The organism is bacterium (assembly GCA_024228115.1).
Classification (GTDB): domain Bacteria; phylum Myxococcota_A; class UBA9160; order UBA9160; family UBA6930.
The window spans coordinates 19,070-33,160 of record JAAETT010000425.1 but is presented as its reverse complement, the minus strand read 5'-3'; the positions used below and the strand labels follow the sequence as shown (position 1 = coordinate 33,160).

General features: G+C 67.1%; 18 protein-coding genes. 10 read left to right on the top strand and 8 right to left on the bottom strand.

Features of this window, described 5'->3' with window-relative positions; translation table 11 throughout:
* Positions 1-133 precede the first annotated feature (133 nt).
* Together GY937_18480 and GY937_18475 are read right to left on the bottom strand one after the other, a co-directional pair.
* Positions 134-454, bottom strand: a complete 321-nt coding sequence (locus tag GY937_18480) for a hypothetical protein (GenBank protein ID MCP5058692.1) — start codon at positions 452-454, stop codon at positions 134-136.
* A gap of 6 nt (positions 455-460) precedes the next feature.
* Positions 461-730, bottom strand: a complete 270-nt coding sequence (locus GY937_18475; GenBank protein ID MCP5058691.1) for a NifU family protein — start codon at positions 728-730, stop codon at positions 461-463.
* 56 nt (positions 731-786) lie between these two features.
* On the opposite strand from GY937_18475, the gene GY937_18470 reads away from it, so the two are divergent.
* Entirely contained in the window at positions 787-1,458 is a 672-nt protein-coding gene (locus GY937_18470; protein ID MCP5058690.1) for a hypothetical protein, read from the top strand.
* Positions 1,455-1,976 (top strand): molybdenum cofactor biosynthesis protein MoaB, encoded by a 522-nt coding sequence (locus tag GY937_18465; protein MCP5058689.1) that lies wholly within the window; start codon positions 1,455-1,457, stop codon positions 1,974-1,976. The genes GY937_18470 and GY937_18465 overlap by 4 nt, the downstream gene beginning before the upstream one ends.
* Here the strand turns inward: GY937_18465 and GY937_18460 are convergent.
* Positions 1,973-2,350 (bottom strand): group II truncated hemoglobin, encoded by a 378-nt coding sequence (locus tag GY937_18460; GenBank protein ID MCP5058688.1) that lies wholly within the window; start codon positions 2,348-2,350, stop codon positions 1,973-1,975. The two genes, GY937_18465 and GY937_18460, sit on opposite strands and share 4 nt — an antisense overlap.
* A gap of 253 nt (positions 2,351-2,603) precedes the next feature.
* Between GY937_18460 and GY937_18455 the strand changes: the two genes are divergently transcribed.
* The 3 genes from GY937_18455 (at position 2,604) to GY937_18445 (ending at position 6,230) form a co-directional block, all read left to right on the top strand.
* Positions 2,604-3,170 carry an NnrU family protein gene (locus GY937_18455; protein MCP5058687.1) on the top strand — a complete coding sequence of 189 codons (567 nt, stop codon included), beginning with the start codon at positions 2,604-2,606 and terminating at the stop codon, positions 3,168-3,170.
* Positions 3,171-3,212: 42 nt separating this feature from the next.
* Entirely contained in the window at positions 3,213-4,817 is a 1,605-nt protein-coding gene (locus tag GY937_18450; protein MCP5058686.1) for an FAD-binding oxidoreductase, read from the top strand.
* Positions 4,818-4,949: 132 nt separating this feature from the next.
* The gene (locus tag GY937_18445; GenBank protein ID MCP5058685.1) at positions 4,950-6,230 is read left to right on the top strand and encodes a DUF4124 domain-containing protein; all 1,281 of its coding nucleotides are present in this window, start codon (positions 4,950-4,952) and stop codon (positions 6,228-6,230) included.
* A gap of 31 nt (positions 6,231-6,261) precedes the next feature.
* Here GY937_18445 and GY937_18440 read toward each other — a convergent pair whose 3' ends face one another.
* Positions 6,262-6,744 carry a DUF192 domain-containing protein gene (locus GY937_18440; GenBank protein MCP5058684.1) on the bottom strand — a complete coding sequence of 161 codons (483 nt, stop codon included), beginning with the start codon at positions 6,742-6,744 and terminating at the stop codon, positions 6,262-6,264.
* A complete protein-coding gene (locus GY937_18435; protein ID MCP5058683.1) occupies positions 6,741-7,019 on the bottom strand; it encodes an acylphosphatase in 279 nt (92 codons plus the stop codon). The genes GY937_18440 and GY937_18435 overlap by 4 nt, the downstream gene beginning before the upstream one ends.
* Positions 7,020-7,113: 94 nt before the next feature.
* Between GY937_18435 and GY937_18430 the strand changes: the two genes are divergently transcribed.
* The gene (locus GY937_18430; GenBank protein ID MCP5058682.1) at positions 7,114-7,476 is read left to right on the top strand and encodes a hypothetical protein; all 363 of its coding nucleotides are present in this window, start codon (positions 7,114-7,116) and stop codon (positions 7,474-7,476) included.
* Here GY937_18430 and GY937_18425 read toward each other — a convergent pair.
* From GY937_18425 to GY937_18415, 3 genes are all read right to left on the bottom strand, one after another.
* Positions 7,455-8,408, bottom strand: a complete 954-nt coding sequence (locus tag GY937_18425; GenBank protein MCP5058681.1) for a sigma-70 family RNA polymerase sigma factor — start codon at positions 8,406-8,408, stop codon at positions 7,455-7,457. The two genes, GY937_18430 and GY937_18425, sit on opposite strands and share 22 nt — an antisense overlap.
* Positions 8,409-8,504: 96 nt before the next feature.
* A complete protein-coding gene (locus GY937_18420) occupies positions 8,505-8,873 on the bottom strand; it encodes a cytochrome c (GenBank protein ID MCP5058680.1) in 369 nt (122 codons plus the stop codon).
* Positions 8,874-9,026: 153 nt separating this feature from the next.
* Complete coding sequence (locus GY937_18415) at positions 9,027-10,577, bottom strand: leucyl aminopeptidase (GenBank protein ID MCP5058679.1); 1,551 nt, start codon at positions 10,575-10,577, stop codon at positions 9,027-9,029.
* A gap of 159 nt (positions 10,578-10,736) precedes the next feature.
* On the opposite strand from GY937_18415, the gene GY937_18410 reads away from it, so the two are divergent.
* The 4 genes from GY937_18410 (at position 10,737) to tolB (ending at position 14,080) form a co-directional block, all read left to right on the top strand.
* On the top strand, positions 10,737-11,477 hold the full coding sequence (locus GY937_18410; protein MCP5058678.1) for a hypothetical protein: 741 nt from the start codon (positions 10,737-10,739) through the stop codon (positions 11,475-11,477).
* A 39-nt stretch (positions 11,478-11,516) separates the two neighbouring features.
* Positions 11,517-11,888, top strand: coding sequence for a protein TolR (tolR, locus tag GY937_18405; GenBank protein MCP5058677.1), 372 nt, complete (start codon positions 11,517-11,519; stop codon positions 11,886-11,888).
* A gap of 108 nt (positions 11,889-11,996) precedes the next feature.
* The gene (locus GY937_18400; protein ID MCP5058676.1) at positions 11,997-12,761 is read left to right on the top strand and encodes a TonB C-terminal domain-containing protein; all 765 of its coding nucleotides are present in this window, start codon (positions 11,997-11,999) and stop codon (positions 12,759-12,761) included.
* Entirely contained in the window at positions 12,758-14,080 is a 1,323-nt protein-coding gene (tolB, locus tag GY937_18395) for a Tol-Pal system beta propeller repeat protein TolB (GenBank protein ID MCP5058675.1), read from the top strand. The genes GY937_18400 and tolB overlap by 4 nt, the downstream gene beginning before the upstream one ends.
* The last annotated feature ends 11 nt before the right edge of the window (positions 14,081-14,091 follow it).

Sequence of the window (14,091 nt, the reverse complement as noted above, 5' to 3'; positions counted from 1 at the left end):
CTCACGCGCCAAGTCCAAGCCTGGCAAGACGATCGCAACCGAACGACGAAGGGCGTCGACTGGCAATTCACGACCCAACAAGCCCGCGTGAAACTGCGACGACTCTACCCCCAGCTTTTGGTGTGACAAGGGACTAGGGCCGAGAGGCCTGCTTCGCCAGCGCGTCTTCTCGAAGACGAGCCAGGAACCAGCTTCGTTCACCCAGTCGAACGACCAGCCCCGACGGGCTGGCCTCGAGAGTGAGACCGGGCTGTGTGATTCGCAGAGGACCGATCGCCATCGTTCCTTCGTGAAGCTCCAGCAGGACGTCGGTGGCGCAGCCGCAGCAAGTAGCTCGCACCCGGCGTTCGCCAAGCCAGGCTCGGCCCGGCTGATCGAGCCAGACCGCGAGATCCTGGCGCTGGCCACAGCCAGGGCAGGGCAAGGGGCGTAGATCCGGGAGCGGGCTCCCCAACCCGGTTCAGCGCCTCGGCGGTGTCGGATCGCCCGGCACCGGTACGACGCAGCTGACCTCGGGCGCCGCTTCGCGCAGCGCTGGCTCCAAGGCGAATCGCACGGTCGCGCTCTGGGCCGGGCAGCTGGCGCAGGCGCCTTGAAGCTCCAGCTGGACCGTGCCGTCGGTGGCCACGGCCAGGAGTTCGACATTGCCTCCGTCCCGCAGCAGGCCGGGACGGATCCGATCGAGCGCCTGCTCGAGCTTGCGACGGACGTCGGCTGAGATTCCGGTCATGCAGGGTGTATCGGCAACAGGAGCCTCGGGCCTGAACCGGGGCTAAGGTCGGCCGGATGCAGGTCAGGGTGAAGCTCTTCGGATCGATCCGCGAGGCTGCCGGAGAGGGCGAGCGGGTCGTCGAGCTCTCTCCTGGGGCCACGGTGGCCGATCTGCGAGCGCTGCTCGCAGAGGGGCTCCCGGCCGTCGAGAAGATGGGGGAGCGTCTCCGGGTCTCGGTGAACATGGAATTCGTGAAGGGCGCGCCTGCGCTGGCGGAGGGCGACGAGGTTGCCTTCCTGCCGCCAGTGGCGGGTGGGCAGGGGAGACCGGCCGGCCTGTGCCGGCTCTCGGCTTCGCCCCTCGACGTGGGAGCCGTCGTCGAACGGGTCTCCGGGCCGGATTGCGGCGGCATCGTCACGTTTGTCGGGACGGTGCGCAATGCCTCCCGAGGCAAGGACATCCGCCACCTGGAGTACGAGGCCTATCCCGAAATGGCGGAGCAGGAACTCGACCGGATTGCCGAGGAGGCGGGTGCGCGCTGGCCGGGCACACGGGTGGCCGTGGACCACCGCACCGGGCAACTCGAGATCGGCGACATCGCGGTCGTCGTCGTCGCGGCCTCGCCCCATCGGGGGGAAGCCTTCGAGGCCTGCCGCTTCACGATCGACACACTCAAGGAACGGGTTCCGATCTGGAAGAAGGAGATCGCGACCGATGGCGCCTACTGGGTGGACGAGCACGCGTGAGCGACGAAACCGCAAGCGTCCATCGCCACCACCGCACGGCGCCGGAGAATCTCGTCGTTGGCGTCCTGACCGTCAGCGATACCCGTACGCTGGAGGATGACACCGGCGGCGCGTTGGTCAGCAAGCTGTTGGAAGGCGCCGGCCACCAGGTAGTCGGCCGGAGAATCGTCAAGGATGACGCGGAAGAGATCCGCGCGGCGGTCGAAGAACTGCTCGCGTCCCCGGAACTCCAGGCGGTGATCCTCACCGGTGGCACGGGTGTGGCGCCCCGCGATGTCACCCCCGAAGCCATCGCGCCGCTCCTCGATCGTGAGTTGCCGGGCTTCGGCGAACTCTTCCGGTTGCTGTCCTACGAGGAAATTGGCGCGGCGGCGCTGCTCTCGAGAGCGACCGCCGGGCTGAGCCGAGGTCGCGTCCTGTTCGCCCTGCCTGGCTCTCGGGGCGCGATCCGAACCGCCCTCGAAAAGCTGATCCTGCCGGAGCTTGGCCACCTCGTCGGCGAGGGCCGGAAAGCCTAGAGGGAGTCGGTCACCCGGCGGAATGCCTGGTGCAGGATCAGCTGGAGTTCTGCATCCACTTCGACCTCCTCCATCGCGACATCCATGCAGGCGAGCCATGCGTCCCGTTCGGCCGGGCCGATCGTGAAGGGTTCGTGGGCTGACCGCATGCACTTGCGATCCGTTCGCTCGAGGTAGAGGGGAGGCCCACCGAGCCAACCGGACAGGAAGTCGAAGAGGAGCTCCCGCATCGGGCCCAGGTCCGGCGCGTGCATCGCCCGGATGCCCTGGGCCTCGGGCAGACGATCCATGGCTGCGTAGAAGTGATCGACCAGAAGACGCACGCCGTCCGCGCCGCCCAGTTCCGAGTAGGGATCGATCTCCGGTTCGGTCATGGAGTCGCCGCCGGGACCGCTGCCGCGAGATGCTCCGTTCGACATAGCAGGCGCTCGGAGGCTTCGACTGCTCGAGATCGTCGCCGCCGCATGTGCGAATACTAGCTATCGAAATCGAAAGTTCGGTTGCTGTCGCGCGGCCCGGCTCCTCTGGGGCCAGGGGAGAACGCCATGATCTTGCGGGAGGACCTCTCGGCCGGCGCCTGCTGTATCCTTCTCGCCGGAACGAAGCGTTCGCAAGAAAGGCAAGAATGTGATCTGGCTGATCCTTGGTGTCCTCCTGTTTGCGGGCGTTCACACGATTCCGAGCCTCGGGGCCTCCGCCCGCGCAAACTTCATCGAACAGCGCGGGGAGGGGCCCTACAAAGGCCTGTTCTCCCTGGCGCTCGTCATCGCCATCGGGCTGATGATCTTCGGTTGGCGCAGCAGCCTGCCCAGCCTGCTCTACGCCCCGCCGGCCTGGGGCCGCTGGGCCGCCAACGGGCTGATGCTCGTTGGCCTGCTGCTGTTCATTGCCTCCGGCGTGCCGACCAACCTGAAGCGCTTTCTTCGTCACCCGCAGCTGACGGGTGTGGCCGCCTGGGGCGCTGCGCATCTCCTCTCGAACGGCGACTCCCGCTCCCTGGTGTTGTTCGGCGGCCTGGGTTTGTGGGCCGTGCTCCAGATCGTCCTGATCAACCGCCGGGATGGAGATTGGGAGAAGCCCGAGCCGTTGCCCTTCAGCGCAGATCTACAGCCGTTGGTGGTTGGCCTGGTCGTGTTCTTCATCGTGCAGTGGGCGCATCCCTGGATCTCCGGCGTATCCGCGTATCCGGGTTGAGGCCCGGCGACGAGAACGTGCACGCCTGCGGAGGATGAAGTCATGACGGAGGGCTCGCGGCGCAGTATCTGGGCGTGGGGTCTCGAATCCGACGAGCCCAGCCAGGAGGAGCGCGTCGGGTTTGCGAAAAGCCTGTCGGCGGAGTGGGGACGCGACCTGCCGGTTCCGGAAGCCGTGCCCCTCGCGGCGGTGGATCTTCGCCGGCCTCGTATCGAACCCAGCCAGGCGCTCCGCCTGTTCTGCGCGGCGGATGACTACGAGCGTGCACTGCATACCTATGGCGCCAGCTTCCCGGAACGCCTGCGCGCCTTCCGCGGCGAGTTCTCCCACCCGCCGGATTTCGTTGCGCATCCGCGCAACGAAGACGAACTCGAACAGGTCATGGCGTTCTGTGCAGATCGCTCCTGCCGGGCCGTGCCCTGGGGCGGCGGTTCGTCGGTGGTCTACGGCGTCTGCATTCCCGAGGACGAGACGCCCTGTGTGACCATCGATCTCGATCGTTTCGATCAGGTGCTCGAGCTGGACGAGACTTCCCGCGCGGCGCGCATCCAAGCCGGCGTCTTCGGGCCAGCGCTCGAGGACCAGCTCCGGCCAAGCGGCCACACCCTGCGCCACTTTCCCCAGAGCTTCGAGTGGTCGACCCTGGGTGGCTGGATCGCGACCCGCTCCGGCGGCCACTACGCGACGAATCACACGCATATCGACGATTTCGTCGAGTCCGTGCGCATGTTGACGCCCTCGGGATGGTGGGAATCCCGGCGGCTTCCGGGCAGTGGGGCCGGGCCGAGCCCCGATCGCCTGGCGATCGGCTCGGAAGGCATCCTGGGCGTGATCACCGAGGCCTGGATGCGCATCCAGCGTCGCCCGCGTTTCCGTGCCACGGCGAGCCTGCGCTTCGACGAATGGGAACCGGGGGCCGAAGCCGCCCGGCACATCGCCCAGGCCAAGCTCTGGCCGGCCAACCTTCGACTGCTCGACCCGAGGGAGGCGAAGAACGCCGGGCTCGATGGCAGCCAGGCGCTGCTGATCCTGGGTTTCGAATCGGCAGAATTGCCCCAGGACCACAACATCACCCAGGCGGTCGCCATCGCCCGGGAGTGCGGCGGGCAGATCCGGGACGAGGAGATTCGCATCTCCGATTCCAGCGAGAAGACCACGGGCCGGGACGGTGCGGCGGGCGCCTGGCGGAGCGCGTTCATCGGCGTGGGAAAGGGCCTGAACCTGATCACGGGTCTGGGCTTGATCGCCGACACCTTCGAGACATCCATCACCTGGGATCGTTGGCCCGAGTTCGACCGGGAGGTCCGGGCCAGCGTGGAAAAGGCCATGGCCGAGGTCGCCGGCGGCGGGGCGCTCTCCTGCCGCTTCACCCACGTGTATCCGGATGGCCCGGCTCCCTACTACACCTTCTCGACCCGCGGACGACCCGGTGCCGAGCTGGAGCAGTGGGCGGAGATCAAGGCCGCAGCCACCGATGCCGTGATCCGCGCCGGCGGTACGAGCACCCACCATCACTCCGTGGGCCGCATGCACCGGGACGGCTACGACCGCCAGCGGCCCGAACTCTTCGCCCGCGCCCTCCGCGCCGCCAAACGAGAACTCGACCCAGGCTCCATGCTCAACCCAGGCGTCTTGATCGACCCCTGAAAACAACTCAACCAGCGGGGACGGGGTTTACAATTGACTTTATGGAAGCGGGCAAAGCCCCCTTCCATAAGGTCAATTGTAAACCCCGTCCCCGCTGGTTGAGTTGTTGGGGGGATGGCCGATGGGGTCTTCATGGCTCCCCGTCTCCGGCTCTTCCTCCTGCTTCCGCTGGCCAGCCTGCTCCTCTCGGCGGATCTGCACGTCTGGGTGGATGAGCAGGGTCAGACCCACATCACGGACGGGGCCTCCAAGCCTCCGGATGGCGCTGTCGCGGACGGGAACGTGGAAGCCGTCCGCGGGCTCTGGAATGGCGACAGCCGCGGAGAGCCGCTCTGGACGCCGCCCGGCTGGAGCGGACGCGAGGAGGATCGGGCAATCCGCGTGCTGCGGGATGCCGTGGCCGACCTCGGCAAGGGCGAGGGGGGCAGGGCGGGCTCAGCCCTCCGGGCACTGCTTCGAACCGACCCGGACCGGCCGGAGCCTCATTTCTACCTGGCCTTGATCGAGGGGCGGCGTGGCCATCTCGGAAAGGCCGAGGACCACCTCCGGACCTTCCTCTCCGTTGCCGGAGATCGCTTCGATCCATGGCGCGCCTCGGCTGAGATGCGCCTGGCCCGCCTCGATGACGAGCGCCATCTGATGGAACGGCCGGCCGCCAGACCTCTGCGGCTGGTGGATCTCGAGCACCAGGCATTTCATATCCAGGCGGATGCGGAGTTGCTGAAGACGGGCGAGGTCTCCTTCGCCCGCACGGTCGCTCGCTACCTGGATGACGCTCGCTCGCTGGTCGGGACGCGGGTCGGTGCCTATCCGGCCGAGCCCACGGCTGTGGTGCTGTATGGCAAGGCAGCCTACGTGAAGGCCCACGCCCATCGCTTCAGCTTCCAGACCGTGGGCTTCTTCGATGGCCGTATCCACGTGGTCTCGAAGGCCCACCCTGCCGGAGAGCTTCGTACGCTTCTCGTCCACGAGTACACCCATGCGCTCTTCCGCGAGCAGACTGGCGGCGATCGTCCCTTCTGGCTGAACGAGGGCCTGGCCGAGATCTACGAGCGCGCCTCCCAGCGTCGCGCACCCCTCTCCCGGGGCGAACAGACCCGCCTGCGAAACGCCCTCGAGCGAGGCCGCTGGATCGATCTGCATCGCCTGGCGCCCAGCTTTGCGGGGCTCGACAACAAGGAAGCGCGGCTCGCCTACGCGATTTCCACTTCCGCTGCCGACTGGATCGAGCGCCACAGCACGGCGGCCGGGAGGGCCCAATTGCTCCAACGCATCGGTGAGGGTTGGCCTGCCGACAAGGCGTTGCGCGAGGCCATCGGCCTCGATACCGCGGGTCTGGAGCGCTCGCTTCAGGCGGAGTTGCGCGGCGCTCGCGAAGGGCATGGCGCGGCTCAGCCCGCGGCCCAGCCCTAGGCTTCACCGCCAGGGATCGAAGAACCCCGCGCTAGTCGGCTGCGCTGGGCCGATAGCTTGGTTTCGGATCGACTCGCACGGCGTCCCCCGCTTGCCAGCCATTGCGTTCAGCCGTGCCGGCCGGGACTTCGAGGACGAGGTCGATGGGGCCCGGAGGGCTGTAGCGCGGGAGCGGGGGCGATACCCGGTGGGGGATGTCGGCCTCCACTGCGAGGATCCTTCCCGCGTGGATCCAGACGATGTCGATGTCGAAATGCATGTCGGGCATCCAGAAGGCGGGGCGACCCGGCGGGTCATAGGGGAAGAGCATGCCGCGCCCGGCGGCCAGGGAAGGCCGCCCGGAGAGCCCGCGTTGGCGGCGCATCGGCGTATCGGCCAGGTCGACATCGACCCGGTGGATGCCGATCTCGACCGCCGCCTGGCGGGGTTCGGGCCCATCGGCCGCCTCTTCCTTCGTCTCGCACGCGATGGGGAGGAACAGCAGGAGGAGGGCCATGAGGAGAGGCCTGCTCATCGGATCTCGAACCCCTGGAGGCCTTCAGGTGGTTCTGTCAGGACGTCGAGTTCGTCGACCCGTGCGAACCGGGGCCCCTCTCGACAGAAGGCCAGCATGGCCTCCACCTGGTTTGCGCTTCCCTCGATCACGGCCTCCACGCTGCCATCGTTCCGGTTGCGCACCCAGCCGTTGGCGCCGATCCGGGCCGCGGTCTCGCGGGTGGCTGCGCGGAACGCCACGCCCTGAACGCGGCCGCGCACGTGGAGTCTTCTTCTTTGCTGGGTCTCGGCCATGGGGGCTCTAGAATGACCCACCGATGCCCTGGGCGGAAGCGCGCCCCGGGTTCCTCATGAAGCTCACGTACATTCTCTAGACCGGATTCAACGCATGGAATTTGAACGAAAAACTCCATCCATCCTCTCGCAGCGGAGCGCGCGAACGCTGACCAACGTGGCGGACGCCCTGGGGATCGAGGATCCAGGGCGATTGGCGGCTCTGGCGCCAGCCGCCGAGACCTGGCTTCGCCATCGTGGCGTCGGCGCGGCTCGACGGGCGTGGTTCCAGCTGATGCGTCTCGAGTGGTGCCCGGCACTCACACGAGGGCCCAAGGGCAGCTTCTCTCGTCTCCCCAAAGCGGAGCGGGCGGCCTGGTTGGAGGGGCGGAAGCTCGGGGTCGTTCGGGCGATGATCGAGGCGAGTGCGCCGGATCCGGCCTCCTCAGACGTCGATCACTCCTCGCCTGGGGCGTAGTACTCGAAATCGACGACGTTCTCGTTCAGGTATTCGCGCAGGCGATCCACCAGCCCCTTCTCCAGCTGCCGGATGCGTTCGCGGGTCAGCCCCAGCTCGTCGCCGATCTCCTGCAGGGTGCGGGGATCCTGGGCGAGCACGCGCTCGCTCATGATGCGCTGCTCCCGCTCGTCGAGCTCTTCCGAGAACTTCTGGACGTGTTCCAGGAACGTGCGGCGCAGGTCCTGATCGACGACGGTGGCCTCCGCATCCTGCCCCGGGTTGGCGGCCAGGAAGTCGCCGAAGCGCGCCCCCTCCTCGTCCTCCCCGGCGACCGGAGCATCGAGCGAGAGATCGCTGCCCGAAAGCCTCTGCTCCATCTCGATGACGTCCTGCTCGGTCACATCCAGTCGCTCGGCCAGGAGCTTCGGCGCCACCTCGAAGCCCTGACGTTCCAGCTCGCGCTTCTCCTTTCCCAGCCGGAAGAAGAGCTTCCGCTGGGCCCGACTCGAGCCCACCCGCACCAGCCGGATGTTGTCGATCAGGTATTTGAGGATGAAGGCGCGGATCCAATACGCGGCGTAGGTCGAGAGCTTCGTGCCCGCCATCGGGTCGAAGCGCTCGACCGCCTGAACCAGCCCCACGTTGCCCTCCTGGATGAGGTCGAGCGTCTGGGTCCAGGCGCGGCGGTATTCCATCGCGATCTTCACCACCAGCCGGAGATTGGCCAGGACCAGCTGCCGGCCTGCCTCCGCATCACCCTTTTCCCGCCAACGCACCGCCAGTTCGTGCTCCTCCTCTCGGGAGATCGGCGCGTGCTGGCGTAGCTCCGCCATGTAGCGGGTAAGCGGGTCGGTCGGATCGAGCTGGCTCGGGGGCGCAGCCGGGAGGCTCTCGGCCGAGGGCTCGGTCGGAACCGGAAGCCTGGTATCGCGATCGTCCGCGGGGGGCATGTGCAGCCACACTAGCTCGGGAGGCGGGAGGCGGCCCGAAACGAAGAGGGCGGGGCCACAGAGTGGCACCCGCCCTTCAAAAACAACCTCTTGGAGCTATTCCTTCAAGGTGCGGATAAAGGCAACGAGGTTGGCCAGAGCCGCATCGTCCAGGTGTCCCCAGGGCGCCATCACCGGGTTGCCGCCATAGGCCGCAGCTCCGTTCTTGATGACCAGCGTGAGGTCGGCGTCTTCGCCAGCCGTACCGTTCTTGTCCGCATCGTATTTGAACTCGCCGATCGAGAAATCCCGGGGCGGCGGGGTCAACGCGGCCCCGGCCGGTCCATCGCCCTTGCCGGTGGTGCCGTGGCAGGTGGTGCAAAAGGTGTTGTAGCTGGCCTTGCCGGCTTCGGCGTCGGCGGCCCCGATGGGCGCTGCCAGGAAAACGAACGAGCTGGCGAGCAGAGCAAGCAGGATACGGGTCATGTCATCTCCGTTGTTGTCTCGAGAAACAGGGTGCAGGCAGGCTGCGAAGGAATGCGAACCGGATGCGACGCAGGTTCGATTGGACGCAAACTCTAGGCGTGGTATTCAAACCCGTCCAGATTCCGCCTTCCGCTGAGCTGGAGGCTCCGTGGCCTAGTCGAGCTTCACGCCCTTCCATCCGCCGAGCAGCTCGAGCAGGGCACGAACGCCGAAGCCCGTAGCACCCCTTCCCTGGGTGGGGCTCGTCAGCGCCGTGTCCGCGACCGCGGCGATATCGAGATGCGCCCAGGGCTGACCTTCTGCCACGAAGTGCGAGAGGAAGGCTCCTGCCGTGATCGTGCCGGCGTCGCGACCTCCGGTCTGACGCACATCAGCGATCTTGCTCTTCATGTGGTTCCGATGGGCCTCCCAGAGAGGGAGTTGCCAGAAGCGCTCCCCGCTCGTCTCGCCGGCTCCGACGATGGCTTCCGCGAGCCGGTCGTGGTTCGCGACGACGGCCGCGGCCCACGGCCCGAGCGCGACCGAGGCCGCGCCGGTGAGCGTGGCCAGATCGATGATGGCCTGGGGCGTGAATTCGTTCTGGGCGAAGTGCAGGCAATCGGCTAGCACGAGACGGCCCTCCGCATCGGTATTCGTCACCTCGATGGTCTTGCCCGAGGCGCTGGTCAGGATGTCGTCGACCCGGTAGGCGTGGCCACTGGGCATGTTCTCCACCGCCCCGACGATTCCTACCACGTGCAAGGGAATCTTGAGCAAGGCGATGGCCTGCATGGCACCGATCACAGCCGCGCCTCCGGACATGTCGTGCTTCATCTTCACCATGCTCGCGGCGGGCTTGAGCGAGAGTCCGCCCGAATCGAAGCACACGCCCTTGCCCACCAGGCAGACCGTGGGCCGCCCACGCGTCGCTTTCTTCTTGCCGCGGGTCGCCTTCGGGGCGTTGTGCTCGAGCACGATCAGCCGCGGCTTGTTGTGGCTGCCCTGGGCGACCGCGAGAAGGGCACCCAGCTTGTGCTTCTTCAACGCGGTCGGCTCGAGGATCCGTGCCTTCAGCCCGACCTGTTTCGCCATCTTCCCGGCCGTCTGGGCGAGCTTGGCAGGTGTCATGACGTTGGGCGGCTCGTTGGAGAGATCCCGCGCCAGGTTCTGGGAATCGGCCAGGATGACGCCGCGCTGGATGCCCGCCCGCGCGGCGCGCAGATCACCGGATTTCTCCAGATGGATCTGAAGCCGCTCGACCGCGCCGTTGCCATTTTCGTCGCTGACGTTCTGGTAGCGATCGAAGCGGTAGACGCCGAGCACGGCTCCCTCGGCAAGGCTTTGGCAGAGCGCTGGCGCCCGCATGCGGCGGCCGCTCGGCGCCAGCAGGGAGGGAGCTGAGACACGGGCTCGCCGGGCTGCGTGGATCGCCTGGCCGGCGGCCTCGCGCAGGGCCCGTCCATCCAGGTCCGATTCGGCGCCCAGCCCGATCAGCAGCACCCGGTTGGCGCCTCCATCGTGGGGATAGAGCAGGAGCGTCTCGCTTCGCTTTCCCCGGAAATCGCCTCGAGCCAGGGCCGCACTCAACGCTCCGCCCAGCCGCTTGTCCAGCGCAGCCACGCGGGCCGGAAGGCGCCAACGGGCCGGATCGAGCTCCGTCAGCGGGATGGCAAGCAACTCCGGCTCGGGTTCCAGGGGATTCCGGGTGGATGCGGTGATCTCCATCACTACTCCTCGTTCATTGGGTGCGAAGGTTGTCTCGGCGGGACGTACCCGCACGTTGATGCTCTCAGGTCGCTTTCCTAGACTGCCTCGTCTCGTCTCTGTCGTCGTTTCGGCAGAAGACCTCGGTGGCCGAAGGTCATCGAAACCGATGGAAGGTGTATGAGCCTCATACTCGCTGGGACGGCCATGGGGGGACGTCTCGCGAGCCTGGACCTCTTCGACCTGGTATGGCAGGCGTCATGGGTTGTCCAGCTCGTCATTCTCCTCTTGATAGCCGCTTCGATTCTTTCGTGGGCTGCGATCGTTTTCAAATGGCGCGAGCTGAACGGCGCCGAGCAGGATAGCGAGACGTTTCTCGAGACCTACCAGGAGGCGGGCCTCGAGCGCGGGTACGACGCGGCGAAGGCGATGGAGCGCTCACCGCTGTCCGCGATCTTTCTCACGGCCTACGGCGAGCTCCAGAAGATCGGTCGCTACTCGGGGCGCGCCCCGGATGAGCCGCTCGATGATGCACAGCTGCATACGCTGTCGCGACAGATCGCCTGGGCCGCCGCCCAGGAAGAACTCCGGCTCGAAGCGCGGCTCTCCTTCCTCGCAACGGTCGGTAGCGCGTCGCCCTTCGTCGGATTGTTCGGCACGGTGATCGGCATCATCAATGCCTTTACGGGGATCGGTTCTGCGGGCAGCGCCAGCCTGGCCGTCGTCGCGCCGGGCATTGCGGAGGCATTGATCGCGACAGCGATCGGGCTCTTCGCCGCGATCCCGGCCACGGTCTTCTACAACATGTTCGTGGCACGCTTGCGGGAGCTGCACCGCGCCATCGAGTTGTTCAGCGACGAGTTGATGGGCGATCTGCGCCGCCCAGGGGCTGCGCCCGTGGCGCGCCCGGACGAGGGCTGACCCGTGGCCGGGGGGCGTCTCGGGCGCGAGCACAGCGCGATGTCCGAGATCAATGTCACGCCGTTCGTGGATGTGATGCTCGTGCTGCTGATCATCTTCATGGTCACGGCGCCGATGCTCCAGCAGGGCCTCGATGTCGACTTGCCCGAGACCACGACCCAACCCCTGCGGATGCAGGACGAGCCGCTGATCCTGGGTGTGACGAAGAAGGGTGCCTACTACCTGGCCAGCGTCGAGATCCCGTTCGAGGAGCTGAGCGAGAAGCTCACCGCCATTTTCGAGGCGACGCCGGACAAGGAAATCTTCTTGAGGGCGGACAAGGAGGCTCCCTACGGGCTGGTCGTGAAGGCGATGGCCGTGGCGCGAGAGGCCGGGGCCCGCAGCCTGGGAATCGTAACGGAACCCGAATAGGGAAGGGAACCCGGCAGGGGCCGCGGGCGACTCATCCTTGCGGGTTCCTTCCTGGGAGAGCCCACTGGATTCCATTTCCCAGAAAACGATGGAGGCGAGCCGCGAGACGTGGATGGGATCCTGGAAACATGGGAGGACCAGCGCCAGCGGCAATATCGTCGCTTCGTCGGATTCTCGGCCGGGGTTCACCTGATCGCCGCGCTGTTCTTCCTCGCCAGCCCGAACTGGCGCAGCGCCGAGCGCTTGCCGGGTGTCGTGCGGATCGATCTGGTGGCGGTGGCGCCCCCTGCGGCGGTTCGCCGCCCGGCCCCAAAGCCCAAAGCGGTGCCCAAGCCCAAAGCGGTGCCAAAGCCAAAGCCGAAAGTGAAGCCCGTCCCCAAACCCCCCGTCGTAGACAAGAAAGTGCTGCCGAAAGATCCGGTCGCCAAGCCCGCCCCGAAGCCGCCCCCGCCCGCACCTGCAGAAGAAGCGATGGAGTACGACGACGTGATGGCTCAGCTACGCAAGGACGCGAAAGAGGATTTCCCGGAGGCGGCCCCGCAGCTGGCCTCACCGGCTGCCCGGGTCGGGCCGGCGGGTGGGCCGGGCCGTCTGATCTCCGCTGAAGAGGCCGCCTGGCGCGAGCGGGTACGAGCCTACGTGCTGCGAGGCTGGGTGCTGGCCCCGGGCTTTCGCAGCCAGGCTCTCGTCACGACCGTCGATGTCCGCCTCTCGAGCAGCGGCGACGTCGTGAACACGCGGGTCGTGCAGCGCTCGGGAAATCCCTGGTACGACGAGAGCGTCGAGCGAGCCATCCAGAAGGCGGCGCCGCTCCCGGCCCCTCCCGAATCGGGTAGCTGGCAATTCCGCTTCAGCCCGACGGATCTCCGATGATGCGGGGGTTCGCGGCTGTGCTCCTGATCGCGTTTCTCACTTCCATTGGCGGCGCCTGGGCCCAGGGGCGCGCGCCGATCGAGATCGTCAATCCCCGCGACCGCACACTGAAGGTGGCGGTGCAGCGGTTCGCTCAGACCTCTCGCGGGGCTGAGCGTGTGAGCCAGGAGCTGGCGGCTGGCCTTCGTGCGGGGCTCGATTTTTCGGGGATGTTCACGGAGATTCGCGAACAGGCGTTTCTGGGGCCGGTGGCGAGCCCGCGCCTCGACGATCGCCGGCCTGTCTCCTGTGATCGCTGGCGGCAGATCGGCGCCGATGCCCTGGTGCAGGGGGAGGTGCAGGCCAGTGCGGACGCCGTGCGTGTGCGCTTTCGGGTGCTGGATGTGGCGCGCGGCTGCAAGAGCCTGAAACGCAATCAATTCGACGCCAAGCCGAACCAGGCAGGACGGATCGGCAAGGCCGTCGCGGACGATGTCGTGGCGGCGTTCACCGGGCGCCCGGGCGTTTCGGATACGGAGATCACGTTTGCGTCCAATCGCGGTGGCACCAAAGAGATCCACGTCATGGATGCCGACGGCCACAAGCTGCGGGCGGCCACCCGCAATCGCTCGATCAACTCCTTCCCGGATTGGTCCCCGGATGGTTCGTCGATCGCCTACACGAGCTACCGCCATCGCAATCGGCCCGCGCTGTTCCTGCTGACCCGCGGACGTCGCTCGCCGGGGCGGATCCTGCGCAACATGAAGGCCACGGGCCCGATCTACCGCGGCACGTTCAGTCCGGATGGCAATCGCCTGGCCCTGGTGATGAGCCACCGCGGGGCCACGGACATCTTCACGGTGGGCAAGGGTGGGGCGGGCTTGCGCAACCTCACCCGGCATCGGGCGATCGATATCTCGCCGGCCTGGGCACCGGATGGCCGCCGCATGGCCTTCGTTTCGGATCGCACAGGCTCGCCCCAGGTCTACGTGATGGGATCGGATGGGAGCGGGGCCCGGCGCATCACGTACAACGGCAGCTACAACACGGCGCCGGCCTGGTCGCCGGACGGCCAGTGGATCGCCTACGAGAGCCGGATCGGTGGGCAATTCGACATCTGGTTGATCGATCCTGAAGGCCAGTCGAACGTGCCTCTGATCAGCCACGGACGCAGTGATGAGCATCCGAGCTGGGCACCGGATGGTCGAAAGCTCGCTTTCTCCTCCACCCGGCGGGGCAGAGCGGATATCTACGTGGTCGATGTGAACGGAGACAACCTGCGACGCATCACCAACGGCGGCGAGAATACGAACCCGGACTGGGGGCCGTACCGCCGCTAGGTTCTCGTGTG

Bases quoted from the DNA above. Each gene is read 5' to 3' on its own strand.
- GY937_18460 (MCP5058688.1), bottom strand. From the start codon at position 2,350: ATGACCGAACCGGAGATCGATCCCTACTCGGAACTGGGCGGCGCGGAC.
- GY937_18440 (MCP5058684.1), bottom strand. From the start codon at position 6,744: ATGAGCAGGCCTCTCCTCATGGCCCTCCTCCTGCTGTTCCTCCCCATC.
- GY937_18445 (MCP5058685.1), top strand. From the start codon at position 4,950: ATGGCTCCCCGTCTCCGGCTCTTCCTCCTGCTTCCGCTGGCCAGCCTG.
- GY937_18470 (MCP5058690.1), top strand. From the start codon at position 787: ATGCAGGTCAGGGTGAAGCTCTTCGGATCGATCCGCGAGGCTGCCGGA.
- GY937_18475 (MCP5058691.1), bottom strand. From the start codon at position 730: ATGACCGGAATCTCAGCCGACGTCCGTCGCAAGCTCGAGCAGGCGCTC.
- GY937_18435 (MCP5058683.1), bottom strand. From the start codon at position 7,019: ATGGCCGAGACCCAGCAAAGAAGAAGACTCCACGTGCGCGGCCGCGTT.
- GY937_18410 (MCP5058678.1), top strand. From the start codon at position 10,737: ATGAGCCTCATACTCGCTGGGACGGCCATGGGGGGACGTCTCGCGAGC.
- GY937_18420 (MCP5058680.1), bottom strand. From the start codon at position 8,873: ATGACCCGTATCCTGCTTGCTCTGCTCGCCAGCTCGTTCGTTTTCCTG.
- GY937_18415 (MCP5058679.1), bottom strand. From the start codon at position 10,577: ATGGAGATCACCGCATCCACCCGGAATCCCCTGGAACCCGAGCCGGAG.
- GY937_18450 (MCP5058686.1), top strand. From the start codon at position 3,213: ATGACGGAGGGCTCGCGGCGCAGTATCTGGGCGTGGGGTCTCGAATCC.
- tolR (MCP5058677.1), top strand. From the start codon at position 11,517: ATGTCCGAGATCAATGTCACGCCGTTCGTGGATGTGATGCTCGTGCTG.
- GY937_18430 (MCP5058682.1), top strand. From the start codon at position 7,114: ATGGAATTTGAACGAAAAACTCCATCCATCCTCTCGCAGCGGAGCGCG.
- GY937_18425 (MCP5058681.1), bottom strand. From the start codon at position 8,408: ATGCCCCCCGCGGACGATCGCGATACCAGGCTTCCGGTTCCGACCGAG.
- tolB (MCP5058675.1), top strand. From the start codon at position 12,758: ATGATGCGGGGGTTCGCGGCTGTGCTCCTGATCGCGTTTCTCACTTCC.